13 protein-coding genes are annotated in these 15,618 nt (G+C 66.9%); 9 read left to right on the top strand and 4 right to left on the bottom strand.

The features are described from left to right. The first annotated feature begins 74 nt into the window (after positions 1–74). Positions 75–1,184 (top strand): AbrB family transcriptional regulator, encoded by a 1,110-nt coding sequence (locus RMR04_RS22085; RefSeq protein ID WP_311910555.1) that lies wholly within the window; start codon positions 75–77, stop codon positions 1,182–1,184. A 170-nt stretch (positions 1,185–1,354) separates the two neighbouring features. Here the strand turns inward: RMR04_RS22085 and RMR04_RS22080 are convergent, their stop codons facing one another. The 3 genes from RMR04_RS22080 to RMR04_RS22070 all read right to left on the bottom strand — a co-directional run bounded on the left by RMR04_RS22080 (position 1,355) and on the right by RMR04_RS22070 (position 4,937). Then, complete coding sequence (locus RMR04_RS22080) at positions 1,355–2,944, bottom strand: ABC transporter substrate-binding protein (RefSeq protein WP_311910554.1); 1,590 nt, start codon at positions 2,942–2,944, stop codon at positions 1,355–1,357. 86 nt (positions 2,945–3,030) lie between these two features. Continuing rightward, the gene (locus RMR04_RS22075) at positions 3,031–3,957 is read right to left on the bottom strand and encodes an SMP-30/gluconolactonase/LRE family protein (protein ID WP_311910553.1); all 927 of its coding nucleotides are present in this window, start codon (positions 3,955–3,957) and stop codon (positions 3,031–3,033) included. A gap of 74 nt (positions 3,958–4,031) precedes the next feature. Beyond that, entirely contained in the window at positions 4,032–4,937 is a 906-nt protein-coding gene (locus RMR04_RS22070; RefSeq protein WP_311910552.1) for a LysR family transcriptional regulator, read from the bottom strand. A gap of 231 nt (positions 4,938–5,168) precedes the next feature. Here RMR04_RS22070 and RMR04_RS22065 point away from each other — a divergent pair, with 231 nt between their 5' ends. From RMR04_RS22065 to glcF, 4 genes are all read left to right on the top strand, one after another. After that, complete coding sequence (locus RMR04_RS22065; protein ID WP_311910551.1) at positions 5,169–6,605, top strand: FAD-linked oxidase C-terminal domain-containing protein; 1,437 nt, start codon at positions 5,169–5,171, stop codon at positions 6,603–6,605. Positions 6,606–6,663: 58 nt separating this feature from the next. Next, positions 6,664–6,948, top strand: coding sequence for a GIY-YIG nuclease family protein (locus tag RMR04_RS22060; RefSeq protein WP_311910550.1), 285 nt, complete (start codon positions 6,664–6,666; stop codon positions 6,946–6,948). Between the two features lie 69 nt (positions 6,949–7,017). Beyond that, the gene (locus tag RMR04_RS22055) at positions 7,018–8,205 is read left to right on the top strand and encodes an FAD-binding protein (protein WP_311910549.1); all 1,188 of its coding nucleotides are present in this window, start codon (positions 7,018–7,020) and stop codon (positions 8,203–8,205) included. A 124-nt stretch (positions 8,206–8,329) separates the two neighbouring features. Then, complete coding sequence (gene glcF / locus RMR04_RS22050) at positions 8,330–9,706, top strand: glycolate oxidase subunit GlcF (protein ID WP_311910548.1); 1,377 nt, start codon at positions 8,330–8,332, stop codon at positions 9,704–9,706. 233 nt (positions 9,707–9,939) lie between these two features. Here glcF and RMR04_RS22045 read toward each other — a convergent pair whose 3' ends face one another. Next, the gene (locus tag RMR04_RS22045; RefSeq protein WP_311910547.1) at positions 9,940–10,644 is read right to left on the bottom strand and encodes a DUF3053 family protein; all 705 of its coding nucleotides are present in this window, start codon (positions 10,642–10,644) and stop codon (positions 9,940–9,942) included. 161 nt (positions 10,645–10,805) lie between these two features. Between RMR04_RS22045 and hisS the strand changes: the two genes are divergently transcribed. From hisS to RMR04_RS22025, 4 genes are all read left to right on the top strand, one after another. Continuing rightward, positions 10,806–12,353, top strand: coding sequence for a histidine--tRNA ligase (hisS, locus tag RMR04_RS22040; protein ID WP_311910546.1), 1,548 nt, complete (start codon positions 10,806–10,808; stop codon positions 12,351–12,353). Between the two features lie 327 nt (positions 12,354–12,680). Then, complete coding sequence (locus RMR04_RS22035) at positions 12,681–13,793, top strand: ATP phosphoribosyltransferase regulatory subunit (RefSeq protein WP_311910545.1); 1,113 nt, start codon at positions 12,681–12,683, stop codon at positions 13,791–13,793. Next, positions 13,790–14,764, top strand: coding sequence for an ATP phosphoribosyltransferase (gene hisG / locus RMR04_RS22030; protein ID WP_311910543.1), 975 nt, complete (start codon positions 13,790–13,792; stop codon positions 14,762–14,764). The genes RMR04_RS22035 and hisG overlap by 4 nt, the downstream gene beginning before the upstream one ends. Before the next feature lie 348 nt (positions 14,765–15,112). Continuing rightward, positions 15,113–15,592: an META domain-containing protein gene (locus RMR04_RS22025; protein WP_311910541.1), complete on the top strand. Its 480-nt coding sequence runs from the start codon at positions 15,113–15,115 to the stop codon at positions 15,590–15,592. Positions 15,593–15,618 lie beyond the last annotated feature (26 nt).

The raw sequence follows: 15,618 nt of genomic DNA, 5'->3' as shown, positions 1-15,618 counted from the left end.
GGCGCGCTTTCGCTGCAGGGTATCGTTGCGTTGCCGGCGCAGCGGCGAAATTGACCTCGCCGCGCCCCGCGTTCATGAGTGCGCCGGAGCCGCCCGCTTTTGGCGCGGTCGTGGATGCGATGGCGCTTTTCGGTTATCCCTCGACGCGACCGGCTGTTCTGGGTCGTGAGGCCGTGACCATCGGTATCGCCTGGCTTGGCGGTGCCGCCTTCGCCCTGCTGGGCGCGCCTGCGGCCTGGCTGTCAGGTTCGATGCTGCTGAGCGCGACGGTTGCCTTCCTGCGCCCGCTCCCTGTTCTGCGCCGGTCGTGGTTCGATTCGACGGTGCTCCTGTCCGGCACGATCATCGGCTCGGCGGCGACGCCCGAGGCGCTCGCCGCCGCTGCCCGCTACCCGGCCTCGCTCGTCGTGCTTCTGCTCGGCATGGCGGCGATCATGATCCTGACCGGGGCGTATCTGCGCTTTGTCGCGCGCTGGTCCTGGATCGATGCCCTGCTCGCCTCGGCGCCGGGCGCGCTCGCGACGGTGCTGGCCGTGGCGCAGGCGAAGGGCGCTAATATTGGCCGGATCTCGGTCGTTCAGCTCTTTCGCCTGCTTGTCCTGGTGGCGCTGCTCCCGGGCGCGATGCAGCTGAGCGGGGCCCATTCGGCGGCGCCGGCACCGCCCGCCGATATCGTCGGGGCCGACACGATGCTGTTCGTGCTGCTCTGCGGCCTGGCGGTCGGGCTCGTCTTCGAGCGGCTGCGCATGGCGGCGCCGATGATGTTCGGCGCGACCTTCGCCAGCGCCGTCCTGCACGGTACGGGGCTCGTCCACGGCACATTGCCACCCGAGATCCAGACGGCCGTGCTGGTGTTGCTGGGCTCCACGATGGGAGGGCGTATCGCGCATATCCCCCGGCCGGAGCTTCTGGGATTGTTCCCGCTTGCTGTCGGCGGCTTCTTCGTCTCGATCGCCGTTGCCTTCGCCTTCGCCTGGCCGGCGGCCCAGCTGGCTGGCGTGCCCTATGCCAGCGCGATGACCGCTTTCGCGCCGGGCGGGCTCGAGGCGATGGCGATGCTCGCCTTCGCCATGGGGCTCGACACGCTCTATGTCGGCTCCCACCATCTCACGCGCTTCCTGCTGATCGGCTTGGCGATGCCGTTCATCGTGGCGAAGATGAAGGAGGAGCCGCCGAAGGGGTGAGGCGGCAGATCTGTCCCATCAGTTCGGGCGCTCCTGTCATTCCGGGGCGGCCAAAGGCCGAACCCGGAACCCACGACCGGGCGGAGCGGGATCAAACCGATCACAAGCTCTCACCCGGTCGTGGGTTCCGGGTTCTTCGCTTTCGCGAAGCCCCGGAATGACAAAAGGGATCAATCCACCCCGATCGTGGTCAGGTCCTGGAACCAGTGCTGGGCCAGCACGAACTTCTTGATCTTCGGGGACAGCACATGCGGGTTGGTGTCGTGCACCACCCAGACCAGCACGGCGTCGTCGACGATCTGGGCATGGGCCTTGGCCAGCAATTCATCCTGCTTGGCGACGTCGAAGGTCTTGCTGGCCTCGTCCAGCAAGGCGTCGACCGCCGGGCTCGACCACGTTCCCCAGTTCACGCCGACCGGCGCAACCTGGTTGGAGTGGAAGAAGCGGATGATCGCGTAGAGCGGGTCGGAGGTGACATAGGCGATGTTGTTCGAGGTCACATCGGCGTTCATCTCGTCCTTCGCGCCCTTGCGCCAGCGCGTATAGAGCACCTCGAGCTCGACGACCTTGAAGTCGAGCTCGATGCCGACATCCCTGAGGTTCTGCTGGATGAACTCGTTCATCGGCAGCGACTGCATCTGCCCGGTGCCGCCCTGGGCGATGACGAAGGTCGCCTTCAGCGGCTTATCCTTGGAATAGCCGGCCTCGGCCAGCAGCTTCCTGGCGGCATCGGGATCGTATTTGATCTGGAAATTCGGCTTGCCGAACCAGGGGCTCGCCGGATCGACCTGGCCGACCGCCGGCTTGGCGAGGCCGTTGAGCAATTCGACGATGCCGTTGCGGTCGATGGCGAGGTTCATCGCCTTGCGCAGGCGCAGATCCGTCCAGGGCGAGCCTGGCGCCACGCTGAGATGGTAGTTCCAGACATGGGGCGTGACGTTCTCGACGATCCTCATGCCGGCCTGCTTGAGGCGCGGCACGGTGTCGGGCGCCGGCGTCTCGATCAGGTCGACCTGGCCGGTGATCAGCGCATTGGTGCGCGCCAGCACCTCCGGGATCGGCAGAAGGATCAGGCGGTCGACCTTGGCGAGGCGGTTCTTGTTCCAGTAATCCGGGTTCCGGACGAGCTCGGCGCGCTCGCGCGGCACGAATTTATCGAGCTTGAACGGGCCGGTGCCCGAGGGCGTCAGCGCGAACTTGTCCCAGTCCTTGCCGAGCTTCTCATATTGCGCCGGGCTCGAAACCAGGAACCAGAGCATCTGATAGGGGAAGAACGAGTCGACCGCCTTGGTGGTGATCTCGACGGTCTTCGCATCGACCGCCCGGTAGCTCGCGATCGACGGCAGGCGCGGCTTGACCTGGGCGGCCTGGCGGCGGTCGTAATGCGGGGCTTTCTCGTCCAGGACCTTGTCGAGGTTCCAGACCACGGCGTTGGCATCGAAGGCGCTGCCATCATGGAATTTCACGCCCTCGCGCAGGGTGAAGAGCCATTTCTTCTGGTCGTTGGCGTCGACCTTCCACTCGGTCGCGAGCCCGGGCACGAGCTTGCCCGGCCTGTCGGCGATGTCCATCTCCCAGGCGACGAGCGGGTCGTAGAGCGTGTAGCCGGTAAATTTATAAGCTCCGGCGCCGCGATCGGGCTGGCCCGAGGTCAGCGGGATGTCGGCGAGCGAGATGCCGTAGCGGACGACCGATTCCGCCTGCGCCGCGCTGGCCATGGAAAGGGCGAGGGCGGCTGTGATTGCCAAGCGTTTGAACATGCATGCACCTCTATGCGGGAAGCTGCATGCACTTCAGCAAAGCCTATGCCACGAGCCGCGAGGCGACCCGTGGCTCGGTCGCTCGCTCAGCGCGCGCCGTTGGTGTGCGTCATCACCGCATAGAGCGAGGTCGTGCCGCAGATGAACAGGCGGTTGAGCTTGGGGCCGCCCCAGGCGACGTTGGCGACGGTCTCGGGGATCGCGACCTTGCCGATCAGCGTGCCGTCAGGGTGGTAGATGTGCACGCCATCGGCCGCGCTGGTCCAGATCCGGCCGGTCGCATCGAGCCGGAAACCGTCGAACAGGCCGGCCGTGCAGGTTGCGAAGATCTCGGAGCGCCCGAGCGTCGCGCCATCCGCGCCGAGCCGGCAGGCGCGGATATGGCGCGGGCCGTTGGCGGGATCATGGCTCGCGCCGGTATCGGCGATGTAGAGGATGCTTTCGTCGAGGGAGAAGGCGAGGCCGTTGGGCTTGACGAAATCATCGGTGACGATGGTCACGGCGCCTGAGTGCGGGTCGATGCGGTAGACATTGCAACGCCCGATCTCGCTGTCGGATGCGTTGCCCTCGTAATCGGTGAGGATGCCGTAATCGGGGTCGGTGAACCAGATCGAGCCGTCCGACTTGACCACGACGTCATTGGGCGAGTTCAGCCGCTTGCCGTCGAAATGGCTCGCCAGCACGGTGACGGAGCCGTCATGCTCGGTGCGCGTCACCTGCCGCCCGCCATGCTCGCAGGTCACGAGCCGGCCCTCGCGATCGACCGTGTTGCCGTTGGAGTTCCGGGCCGGCTGGCGGAAGACGCCGACCTGGCCGGTCAGCGCGTCGTAGCGCAGCATCCGGTCATTGGGGATGTCGGACCAGACCAGCATGTGGTGGGCGGGGAACCAGGCCGGCCCTTCCGACCAGCGCGCGCCGGTCCAGAGCCGCTCGACGCGGGCGGAGCCGGGGACGATGCGGTGAAAACGCGGGTCGAGCACCGTGACGCCGGTGCCTTCGAGAACGCCGAACATGATGTCCTATCCCTAGGCTGTTTTGTTGCCGGGCTATCGGGAGCACAGATCGGCGGCGTCGCCAACCGCGCAACTCACAACCCCAGCCCCTCGTCCCAGTATGGCGTCGCGCCATAGAGCTCGCCGAGATAGTCGACGAAGGCGCGCACCTTCTGCTCCATATGCCGGCGGCTGGGATAAACCGCGTAGACCGCGACGCGCTTGCCGACGGAATACTCCGGCAGGACGCGCTGCAAGGCGCCCGATTTCAGCTCCGGCCCGACATCCCAGGTCGAGCGCAGCGCGATGCCGAGGCCGGCCAGCAGCGCCTCGCGCACCACCTCGCTCGAATTGGTCCGCAAGGGCCCGTTGACGCGCACGCTGACCGGCCCGCCCGGCCCGTCCAAGCGCCAATGGTCGGCGTTGTGTGCGATCAGCGTATGGCGCGCCAGATCCTCGATGGAGCCGGGCGTGCCGGCCGTGGCGAGATAGCCCGGCGTGGCGCAAAGCACGCGGTGATTCGGCGCGAGCCGCTTGGCGACAAGGCTCGAATCCTGCAGGTCGGCGATGCGCACCGCCAGATCGAAGCCTTCACCGACGATGTCGACGAAGGCGTCGCCCAGGATCAGATCGACCGTCACCTGCGGATGCGCGTCGAGGAAGGGCTTGAGATGCGGCGCGATATGCAGCCGCCCAAACGAGGTCGGCGCCGAGACGCGCAATGTGCCGCGCGCCTGGCCCGCGCCGCTGGCGACCCAGGCCTCGGCATCCTCGATCGAGGACAGCACCGAGACCACGCGCTCATAGAAGCCCTGGCCGGCCTCGGTCAGCGAGAGCTGCCGCGTCGTGCGCTGCAGCAGCCGCACGCCGAGCCGCTCCTCCAGGCGCCGGATGCGCTTGGAGATGACGGCCGGCGAGAGGTTGAGCTGGCGGCCCGCCGCCGACATGCTCTTGGCCGTGACGACATGGGCGAAGACGTCGAGATCGCCGAACCGGTCCATAGCGCCCTCATCTTTTCCGAATTGGAAATAATCATGGACGTTGGTTGCACTGCAAGCCAGTTGGAATTGGTCTAGGGTCTTATCGCTCCGTCCCGTGAGCCCTCATCCTGAGGAGCCGCGAAGCGGCGTCTCGAAGGATGCTCCAGCGCGTTCTGGACCATCCTTCGAGACGCGAGCTTTGCTCGCTCCTCAGGATGAGGGCTGGTGTGGCGGGCGACGCAGGAGTTCACGATGTCCGCCATCGCCTTTCCCGTGCCCGACGAGAGCATCCTCGCTCGCCGCGACGAGATCATCGCCGGCCTCAGCCGTCTGGTCGCGCCCGAAGCGCTGATCACCTCGGCCGATGAACGCCGCCCCTACGAGACCGATGCGCTGACCGCCTATCGCCGCCTGCCGCTGGCTGTCGTATTGCCCTCGACCACGCAGGAGGTCGCGGCGGTGCTGAAATTCTGCGGCGCCCAGGGCGTGCCGGTCGTGCCGCGCGGGGCGGGGACCTCGCTCGCGGGCGGTGCGATCCCGCAGGAGGACGCGGTCGTCATCGGCGTCTCCAAGATGAACCGCATCCTCGAGATCGACTACGCCAACCGTGTCGCCAAGGTGCAGGCCGGCGTCACCAATCTCGCGGTAACCGGCGAGGTCATGGCGGAAGGCTTTTTCTACGCGCCCGACCCGTCCTCGCAGCTCGCCTGCTCGATAGGCGGCAATATCGGCATGAACTCGGGCGGCGCGCATTGCCTGAAATACGGCGTCACCACCAATAATGTGCTCGGCGTCACGCTGGTGATGCTCGACGGCAGCGTCGTTGACATCGGCGGCGCCCATCTCGATTCCGGCGGCCTCGACATCCTCGGCCTGATCGTCGGCTCGGAAGGCCAGCTCGGCATCGTCACGGAAGCGACCGTGCGCATCCTGCGCTCGGCCGAGGGTGCGCGGCCGGTGCTGTTTGGCTTCCCCACCAGCGAGCAGGCGGGCGAGGCGGTCGCTGCCATCATCGGTGCCGGCATCATTCCCGTCGCGATGGAGTTCATGGACAAGCCAGCGATCGAGATCTGCGAGGCCTTCGCCCATGCCGGCTACCCGATGGATGTCGAGGCGCTCCTGATCATCGAGGTCGAGGGCTCGGATGCCGAGATGGACGCCCAGCTCGCGCGCATCGTCACTATTGCCCGCGAGCATGGCGTCAAGACGGTCAAGGAGAGCAAGTCGGCGATGGAGACGGCGGCGATCTGGAAGGGGCGCAAATCCGCTTTTGGGGCGACCGGTCGCATCGCCGATTATATCTGCATGGACGGCACGATCCCGACCGGACAATTGCCGCATGTGTTGCGGCGCATGGACGAGATCGTGAAGGGCTATGGCCTGCGCGTCGCCAATGTCTTCCATGCCGGCGACGGCAATCTCCACCCGCTGATCCTCTACAACTGCAACGACCCGATCGAGGCGCAGAAGGCCGAGGATGCCGGCATGGACATCCTCAAGCTCTGCGTCGAGGTCGGCGGCTGCCTGACCGGCGAGCACGGCGTCGGCATCGAGAAGCGCGACCTGATGACGGTGCAGTTCAATCCCGAGGATCTGCAGCAGCAGATGCGGGTGAGGGCGGTGTTCGATGGGCAGTGGCTGCTTAATCCCGCGAAGGTGTTTCCGCTCGAGGGCAGGGTGGCAGCGTAAAACTGTCATTCCGGGGCTCGCGAAGCGAGAACCCGGAACCCACGACTGGGTGAGCGCGATGACCTATTTCGTCTATCTCATGGCCAGCAAGCGGAGCGGTACACTTTATCTGGGCGTCACCAACGATGTTGCGAGGCGTGCCTATGAACACAAGTCGAAGCAGAATGCAGGGTTCACGAGTCGCTATGGTGTTGATCGGCTGGTTTGGTACGAGCAGTTCGAGGACATCCGGGATGCCATTGACCGGGAAAAGATCCTGAAGAAGTGGCGCAGGGCTTGGAAGATCACACTGATCGAGGACATGAATCCCGAATGGAAAGACCTCTATGAAGGGCTCGTTTGACATGTGTCACCCCGTCGTGGGTTCCGGGTTCTTCGCTGCGCGAAGCCCCGGAAAGACAGGGGGTGGCGCTTGATCATCCACACCCCCACCACCGAGGCGCAGGCCTGCGCCGTCGTCAAATCCGTGGTCGCCAGCGGCATACCGCTCGCCATTCGCGGTGGCGGCACACGCAGCGGTCTCGGGCGGCCGTCGCAGGCGGCGAGCACGCTCTCCAGCGCCGGCCTCACCGGCATCACGCTCTATGAGCCTGCCGAAATGGTGATCGGCGCGCGCGCCGGCACGCCGCTTTCGCTTGTGCAGGAGACGCTGGCCGAACGCGGCCAGATGCTGCCCTTCGAGCCGATGGACCATCGCGCGCTGCTGGGCACGCAGGGCGAGCCGACGATCGGCGCGGTCGCGGCGGGCAATATTTCCGGCCCGCGCCGCATCAATGCCGGCGCGGCGCGCGATTCGCTCATCGGCATCAGGCTGATCAATGGCCGGGGCGAGGCGATCAAATCCGGCGGGCGGGTGATGAAGAACGTTACCGGGCTTGATCTCGTGAAGCTCGTCGCCGGCAGTTTTGGCACGCTGGGCTTCCTCACCGAGGTGATCTTCCGCGTGCTGCCGAAGCCGGAGCGCGTGGTCACGCTGGTCTGGCGCGGTTTGGCGGACGAGGCGGCGGTTGGGCTGCTCTCGACTGCGCTCGGCTCGCCCTTCGAGCCTTTCGCTGCGGCGCATCTGCCGGCTGGCATCGGCACGGGCGAGGCTCGGACGCTGCTGCGGCTGGAGAATTTTTCCGCCTCGATCGACTATCGCGCCGCCGAGCTCGCCGCGCTGCTGGCCGCCCATGGCGCGCCGGAGCTGCTGGAGGGGGCGGTCTCGGAGGCGCTGTGGCGGGATGTGCGCGACGCAGGCTTCTTCGCTGATACCCAGGAGGCGGTCTGGCGCTTGTCACTGGCGCCGACGAACGGACCCAGGGCGACGGCCGCCATCGCGAATGCGCTGCCACAGGCGCGCTGGTTCTATGATTGGGGCGGGGGACTGGTCTGGCTCGCTGTGCCCGATGCGGATGATGCAGGCGCAGCCGCGATCCGGGCCGCGATCAGGCCGCTCGGCGGTCACGCCACGCTGGTGCGCGCGCCGGACGCGATCCGCGCCAGCGTGCTGGTGTTCGAGCCAATGCCCGAACCGCTGCTGCGGGTCACGGCCGGGATCAAAACGAGTTTCGACCCGGCCGGGATTTTCGAGCCGGGCCGGATGTATGCGGGGATTTAGCCTCCGCTCTTGCCGTCATGGTCGGGCTTGTCCCGACCATCCACGTCTTCCTCCCATCCGCGTCGCAAGACGTGGATGCTCGGCACAGGGCCGAGCATGACGGGAGGGCATTGGATGCCGTGTCATGCAGACCAACTTCTCCCCCGCCCATCTCGCTTCCGATCCGCGCCTGCCGGCGTCGGAGAAGATCTTGCGCACCTGCGTGCATTGCGGCTTCTGCACCGCGACCTGCCCGACCTATCTCTTGCTCGGCGACGAGCTCGATAGCCCGCGCGGGCGCATCTACCTGATCAAGGACATGCTGGAGAACGGCAAGCCCGCCACCGAAGAGGTGGTCAAGCATGTCGACCGCTGCCTCTCCTGCCTCTCCTGCATGACGACCTGCCCCTCGGGGGTGAACTACATGCACCTCGTCGACCATGCCCGCGCCCATATCGAGGAGACCTATGAGCGCGGCTTCGCCGACAAGGCGCTGCGCCGCCTGCTCTCAGTGATCCTGCCGCATCCCGGCCGCTTCCGGGTCGCCATGCTGGGCGCGATGCTGGCAAAGCCCTTCGCGGGTGTGCTCGGCAGCCTGCCGGGCGTCGGCGCGCGCCTGAAGGCGATGCTGGCGCTGGCGCCCGCCCGCCTGCCGTCGCGCTCGGCGATGGAGGGGCCGCAAAGCTTCCCCGTCACCGGCGTGCGCCGCAAGCGCGTCGCGCTCCTGTCGGGCTGCGCCCAGCCGGTGCTCGATCCCGCGATCAACGAAGCGACGATCCGCCTGCTGACGCGCCATGGCGTCGAGGTCGTGCTGCCCAAGGGCGAGGGCTGCTGCGGCGCGCTCGTCCACCATATGGGCCGCGAGCATGATGCGCTTGCCTTCGCTCGCCGCAACATCGACGCCTGGATGGCGGAAGTCACCGGCGAGGGGCTGGATGCGATCCTGATCACGGCCTCGGGCTGCGGCACCACGATCAAGGATTACGGCTTCATGTTCCGCAACGACCCGGCCTACGCCAAGACGGCCGCCACGGTCTCAGGCCTTGCTAAGGACGTGACCGAGTTCCTCGAGACGATCGAGCTGCGCCATGCGCGCGATCTCGCGATTCCGATCGCCTACCACTCCGCCTGCTCGATGCAGCATGGCCAGCAGCTCAAGGACGGCCCCAAGCGCCTGCTCTCAGCCGCCGGCTTCAAGGTCAAGGAGGTGCCGGAAGGGCATATCTGCTGCGGCTCGGCCGGCGTCTACAACATCCTCCAGCCGCAGATCGCGGGACAGCTGCGCGAGCGCAAGATCGGCAATATCGAGAAGACCAGGCCAATGCTGGTCGCGACCGGCAATATCGGCTGCATGACCCAGCTCGCCAAGGGCTTTGCCGACAAGGGCGCGACGACGCCGGTCGTCCACACCGCCGAACTGCTCGACTGGGCGACGGGCGGCCCCTTGCCCGACAAGCTGGCGGCGGCGGGGATCGCCGATGTGCCGGTCAGGGAGCAGGTGAGGCTGATCGCGGCGGAGTAGCGGGGGCGTTCCTTCGTAGGGGCGGCTGGCTGAAACCAGCCGACGCGGGAGCCGCGACACACTCTTCCCTTCTCCCCTGGCGGGAGAAGGTGGCGCGGAGCGCCGGATGAGGGGGCGCCGTGCCCTGTCCGGTTGGCGTCGTGTTCGGTTAACCGGAAAGTTCACAGCGCCCCTCATCCGTCTCGGCTTCGCCGAGCCACCTTCCCCCGCCAAGGGGGAAGGGAGGGCGCGCCCTAATTCCCGAAAACCGCCTGGCGCAGCGTCTGCTGCGCTTCGGTCATGCCACGCTGTTTGGCGTTCATCGCTTCGAGCGCGGCCTGCACTTTCGTCCGCAAAGCTGGGTTGGAAATTTCCATCTGCGAGCCGTTGAGCTTGATCGCGGCCCGATTGCTCCCGATCAGATCGGCCAGCGCGATGATTGCTGCGAAGGCGTCGTCGGCTGTCGGGAAGACCCGGCGGAACGCTGTGGCTGGCGCGGTGACGGCCTTGTCGTAGACAGCGGCATAGACACCAGCGAGATCCTCGGGCTGCTTCAGCGCCGCCTTCTCGCTTGCCGCCGCCGCGAGCGCCTGATCGAGCGCCTCGCGCATGCCGACGAAGCCGCTGCGCACGGTGATGAGGTCGGCCTTGCGCGCGACGACATCCTCGATCGAGCGTGGCATGCTCTTGGCCAGCGTCTCCTGCATGGGTTTGGCGACGGAGGCGTTCATGCGCTCATGGAAACGCGTGATGACGGCATAGTGCTCGGCATAGGCACCGAAGGATTTCTGCTTCTCGGCGTCGGGTTGCGGCAAGCGTAGGCCGGTCTTGGAGAGCACGTCATCCCTCAGGAAGGCGATGAAGGCCTTGCGCTGGTCGGCCTCGCTGGGGCTGCAGGCGCTCAGCAGGACGGCGGCGAAGAGGCAGGCGAAGACGCCCAGGAGCCGGCGGGTGATCATGTCTTCCCCCATGCTGCGTCGCGCGATGCTGCGACGCTGTCATTGCCAAACCAGCGCGATGACGGCCGCTGCGCTTGCCCCTGGCGCACCAGCGGGCTAACCCGACGCGGAAGAACCCAGCGGCGCCGGCCGCTGCCGCGCATGACCGAGAAGTAGATCCCATGTCGAAGCCCGACAAGCTCAAAGCCCGCCAGCCGCGCGGTTTCGTCGATCGCGGCCCCACTGACGTCGCGGCGACCGAGCGCATGCTCGGGGTCATTCGCGAAAGCTTTTCGCGTTACGGCTTCGATCCCGTCGAGACGCCCTTCGTCGAGTTCTCCGACGCGCTCGGCAAATTCCTGCCCGACCAGGACCGGCCCAATGAGGGCGTCTTCTCCTTCCAGGACGATGACGAGCAGTGGCTCTCGCTGCGCTACGACCTGACCGCGCCGCTCGCCCGCTATGTCGCGGAGAATTACGACGCGCTGCCGAAACCCTATCGCAGCTATCGCGCCGGCTATGTCTTCCGCAATGAGAAGCCGGGCCCGGGCCGCTTCCGCCAATTCATGCAGTTCGACGCCGATATCGTCGGCGCGGGGAGCGTCGCGGCCGATGCCGAGATCTGCATGCTCGCCGCCGATACGATGGAAGCGCTGGGGATCAAGCGCGGCGACTATGTCGTCAAGGTCAACAACCGCAAGGTGCTCGATGGCGTGATGGAGGCGATCGGGCTCGGCGGCGAGGAGCATGCCGGCCGTCGGCTGACCGTGCTGCGCGCGATCGACAAGCTCGACAAGTTCGGCCCGGAGGGCGTGAAGCTCCTGCTTGGTGACGGGCGCAAGGACGAGAGCGGGGATTTCACCAAGGGCGCGGGGCTCGGGGAGGAGCACATTGCTTACGTTCTTGGCATTGTGAAGAGCCCGATCTCGGAGAACGAGTTGGGGTGGGCCGTGGGGCTCCCGCCTGAAGATGTCGAAGGTGTGCAGCCTTCGAGGAATCCTCTTGTGAATGAAGGTCTAGCCGAATTGGATGCAATTCGGGGATTGTGTCGCGCTGCCGGCTATGGCGACGACCGCATCCGCATCGACCCCTCCGTCGTCCGCGGCCTCGAATATTACACCGGCCCGGTCTACGAGGTCGAACTGACCTTTCCGGTCACCAATGACGATGGCCAGGTCGTGCGCTTCGGTTCGGTCGCCGGCGGCGGGCGCTATGACGGGCTTGTCGGGCGCTTCCGGCCCGAGCCGGTGCCGGCGACGGGTTTCTCGATCGGCGTGTCCAGGCTCTATTCGGCGCTGAAGACGGTGAAGTCGCCGATCGTCGACGCCAAGGCGGAGCTCCCGCTCGTCGTCGTCACCGCGATGGACAACAAGTCGCCCGAGCATATGCCGGGCTACCAGGCTTTCGTCTCGCAGCTGCGCCAGGCCAAAGACGAGGCCGGCAAGCCTTTGCTGCGGGCCGATCTCTATCTCGGCTCGTCGGGCTTCAACGCCCAGATGAAATATGCCGACAAGCGCGGCGCGGTCTGCGCCGTCATTCAGGGCTCGTCCGAGCGGGATGCCGGCACGGTGATCATCAAGGACCTGATCCTGGGAGCCGAACTCGCCGCCGCCGGGCGCGAGGTCAAGGATTCCGCCGAGCACAAGGAGCGGCAGGCGCAGGCGCAGATCACACGCCCGGCCGAGCAACTCGTTGAAGGCGTCAAGGAGGTTCTGGCGCGTTACAAGTGAAACACGGGGAACCCTTCTCCCGCATCGAAGTCGGGTCTGCCCGACTTCGACACTCTGGGTGCTGATCTCGGGCAAGCCCGAGATCAGTGAGAAGGGCAGGGATGAGGGCCCGCCGCCGATCGTCAAGGCACGACGTAGCCGTTGCGCTTTACATTGCAACGGCACACCCTCATCCGGCCCTCCGGGCCACCTTCTCCCATCCGGGAGAAGGGAAGCGGCGTCAGCGCTTCCCGCGTCCTCACAACTCCCGTTCACCCAATTCCCTAAAAACCGTCGAAAATACCGCACGTCGCTGCTAGGACAGCGGCCGCAACAGGATCAACCGCCGTGCCCGCCATCCGTGCCAGCATCGAGACCGTGATCGCGCTTTTCGCGCGTGAGGGCTATGGCCGCGCCGAGCCGGCGATCCTGCAGCCTGCCGATGTCTTCCTCGACCTCTCCGGCGAGGATATCCGCCGCCGCATCTTCATGACGCAGGACGCCGAGGGGCGCGACTGGTGCCTGCGGCCCGAATACACCATTCCCGTCGCGCTCGATCACATCGCCGCGCGCTCGACCGAGCCTGCGGCCTATGCCTATGCGGGCCCGGTCTTCCGCATGCGCTCGGGCGAACCCGGCGAGTTCTCGCAGGCCGGGCTTGAATCCTTCGGCCGCACCGATTTCGCCGCTGCCGATGCCGAGATCATGGCGCTGACGATCGAGGCCGCCGCCGCGCTCGGGCTCGCCCAGCCGAAGATCGTGATGGGCGATGTCGCCTTGCTCAACGCTTTGCTCGACGGGCTCGCTGTGCCCCAGGGCGCCCGCCGCCGCTTCATGCGCGCGGCCGTGCAGGGCAAGGGCGCAGATGCCACCGCTGCGCTCGACGCCCCGCAGCCTGAGGGCGATGCCGCTCATGCCGGCCTGCTCAAGGCGCTGGAGGGCCAGGATCCCAAGGCGGCAAAAGCCTTCGTCGAGGACGTCTTGTCGATCGCCGGCATCTCGACGGTGGGCGGCCGCACGGCCGGTGACATCGCCGAACGCTTCCTGGCGCGGGCGGCCGAGCGTGAGAACCCGGTCAATGCCGACGTCAAGGCGCTGCTCGGCCAGGTGCTCGCCATCTCCGGCGATCCCGACACGGCCTCCGCTTCCCTGCGCGCGCTGGCCGAGCGCGCCTCGCTCGATCTCGGCCGTGAGCTCGACGCCTTCGACGAGCGCACGGGCTTCCTTGCCGTGCGCGGGGTCGATGTGACGCAGATCGCCTTCGCCGCCGGTTTCGCCCGCAATCTCGACTACTATACCGGCTTCATTTTTGAGCTGCACGACGCCGCCCGCGCGGACGGCAAGCCGGTCGCCGGCGGCGGGCGCTACGACCATGTGCTGGGACGGCTCGGAGCGCCCGGTTCCATTCCGGCCGTGGGCGCCTCGCTCTGGCTCGACCGGCTGGCGGGAGACAAGTCATGAGCGATCCGGCCCTCGTCCTCGCGGTTCCCTCCAAGGGCCGGCTGCAGGAGAACGCCACCGCCTTTTTCGGCCGCGCCGGGTTGAAATTCGTGCAGTCGCGCGGCGCGCGCGATTATCGCGGCACCATCGCCGGGCTGGAGGGCGCCGAGGTCGCTTTCCTCTCGGCCTCCGAGATCGTCGCCCAGCTAGCCTCGGGCGCGGCCCATCTCGGCGTCACCGGCGAGGATCTGGTGCGCGAGCAGGTTCCCGATGCGGATGCCGCCGTCGAGATGCTGACCCCGCTCGGCTTCGGCCACGCCAATGTCGTCGTCGCGGTGCCCCAGGCCTGGATCGATGTGCGCACCATGGCCGATCTCGACGACGTCGCCTCGACCATGCGCGTCCGCCAGGGCCGCAAGCTGCGCGTCGCCACGAAATATGTGAACCTGACCCGCCGCTTTTTCGCCCAGCACGGCCTTGCCGATTACCGCATCGTCGAGAGCCTGGGTGCGACCGAGGGAGCGCCGGCCGCCGGCACGGCCGAGATCGTGGTCGACATCACCACGACCGGCGGCACTTTGGCGGCCAACGCCCTGAAGGTGCTCGATGATGGCGTGATGCTGGCGTCGGAAGCCAATCTCGTCGCCTCCGTGCGGGCGCCCTGGGGCGCAAGGGCGCGCGCTGCCGCGACCGCCATCCTGTCGCGAATCGCCGCCGAGGAAGAGGCGCGGACCGTGCGCGAGATCCGCGCCCGCGATATCGGGGCTACGCCGGAGGCAATCGAGGCGATCACCACCCAGTTCGGCGCGAGGCTGCCTTTCGGCCTGGCCGCACAGGGCGGCGTGCAGGTGCTGCATTGCCCGGAGAAATCGGTCTTCGCGCTGGTCGAGCATCTCGCGCGGTCGGGCGCGGACGAAATCACGGTGAGTGCGCCCGATTACGTTTTCCGCAAGGCCAATCCGCTGATCGAGCGGCTGCTGGCGCGTATCTGAGCGCCGCGCCAGAAACCGGGCGGCGGCGGAGATTGCTGATGTCGGTGGGCTCAGAGACTGTTCGGAAACACCCTGAGCCCTCATCCTGAGGAGGCATTCCGGCAGGAATGGCGTCTCGAAGGATGTTCCAGGAGGCTCCCGAACCATCTGGAGCATCCTTCGAGACGCCGCTTCGCGGCTCCTCAGGATGAGGCCTCGAATTATCAAACAGTCTCTCAGGCCCCATAAATCCCGCAATTCGGGTCCATGGCTCACCTTCCTGATTGATCCCGGAACAATACGCCGTTACGCGCTTTCAACAGGGAGAGCTCGCGCGCTATCGTCGCGGGCATGACTGCGGGTGATAGAATGACGAACCGACGCCTTGGCTATGCCGCCCTTCTCGCCGCGCTCGTGCCGATGGCTTCGCTTATGGCGGGGCCTGCCGAGGCCCAGCGTCGCAGCCGGGGCGCGCCCCAGGAGCAACAGCAGCAGATTCCGCCGGCCGAGCAGGAGAAGACCTATCCGGTCGGCGCCTCCTGGGCCGCGAGCTCGCTGAACGGCAAGCCGATCTCCGACCGCCGCGCCACCTTCCTGATCGACGCCAATCTGCGCGGCACGGGCTTTGGCGGCTGCAACACCTTCTCGGCCACCGCTTATCCGCTGCGCCAGCAGGGCCTCGCGGTCGGGCCGATCGCCTTGACCAAGCGGACCTGCGACAAGGGCCTGCTCGATTTCGAGCGCGCCTATCTCACCGCGCTGCGCGCGGCCCGCAAGTGGGACCTCGTCGACGGCAAGCTGGTCGTCCAGGGTGCGGCCGGCGAAGTGCGCTTCGACCGCGGTCTCTGAGCGCGGGCTGCTACGATCTGCAGCGT

It is taken from the genome of Bosea sp. 685 (genome assembly GCF_031884435.1).
Lineage (GTDB): Bacteria > Pseudomonadota > Alphaproteobacteria > Rhizobiales > Beijerinckiaceae > Allobosea.
Note: the sequence above shows the minus strand (reverse complement) of the source record. Positions and strands in the feature narration are given on the sequence as shown.

What these genes read in the sequence shown, in the direction of transcription:
- RMR04_RS22085 (WP_311910555.1), top strand. Translation starts at nt 75, where the DNA reads ATGAGTGCGCCGGAGCCGCCCGCTTTTGGCGCGGTCGTGGATGCGATG.
- RMR04_RS22080 (WP_311910554.1), bottom strand. Translation starts at nt 2,944, where the DNA reads ATGTTCAAACGCTTGGCAATCACAGCCGCCCTCGCCCTTTCCATGGCC.
- RMR04_RS22075 (WP_311910553.1), bottom strand. Translation starts at nt 3,957, where the DNA reads ATGTTCGGCGTTCTCGAAGGCACCGGCGTCACGGTGCTCGACCCGCGT.
- RMR04_RS22070 (WP_311910552.1), bottom strand. Translation starts at nt 4,937, where the DNA reads ATGGACCGGTTCGGCGATCTCGACGTCTTCGCCCATGTCGTCACGGCC.
- RMR04_RS22065 (WP_311910551.1), top strand. Translation starts at nt 5,169, where the DNA reads ATGTCCGCCATCGCCTTTCCCGTGCCCGACGAGAGCATCCTCGCTCGC.
- RMR04_RS22060 (WP_311910550.1), top strand. Translation starts at nt 6,664, where the DNA reads ATGACCTATTTCGTCTATCTCATGGCCAGCAAGCGGAGCGGTACACTT.
- glcF (WP_311910548.1), top strand. Translation starts at nt 8,330, where the DNA reads ATGCAGACCAACTTCTCCCCCGCCCATCTCGCTTCCGATCCGCGCCTG.
- RMR04_RS22045 (WP_311910547.1), bottom strand. Translation starts at nt 10,644, where the DNA reads ATGATCACCCGCCGGCTCCTGGGCGTCTTCGCCTGCCTCTTCGCCGCC.
- hisS (WP_311910546.1), top strand. Translation starts at nt 10,806, where the DNA reads ATGTCGAAGCCCGACAAGCTCAAAGCCCGCCAGCCGCGCGGTTTCGTC.
- hisG (WP_311910543.1), top strand. Translation starts at nt 13,790, where the DNA reads ATGAGCGATCCGGCCCTCGTCCTCGCGGTTCCCTCCAAGGGCCGGCTG.
- RMR04_RS22025 (WP_311910541.1), top strand. Translation starts at nt 15,113, where the DNA reads ATGACGAACCGACGCCTTGGCTATGCCGCCCTTCTCGCCGCGCTCGTG.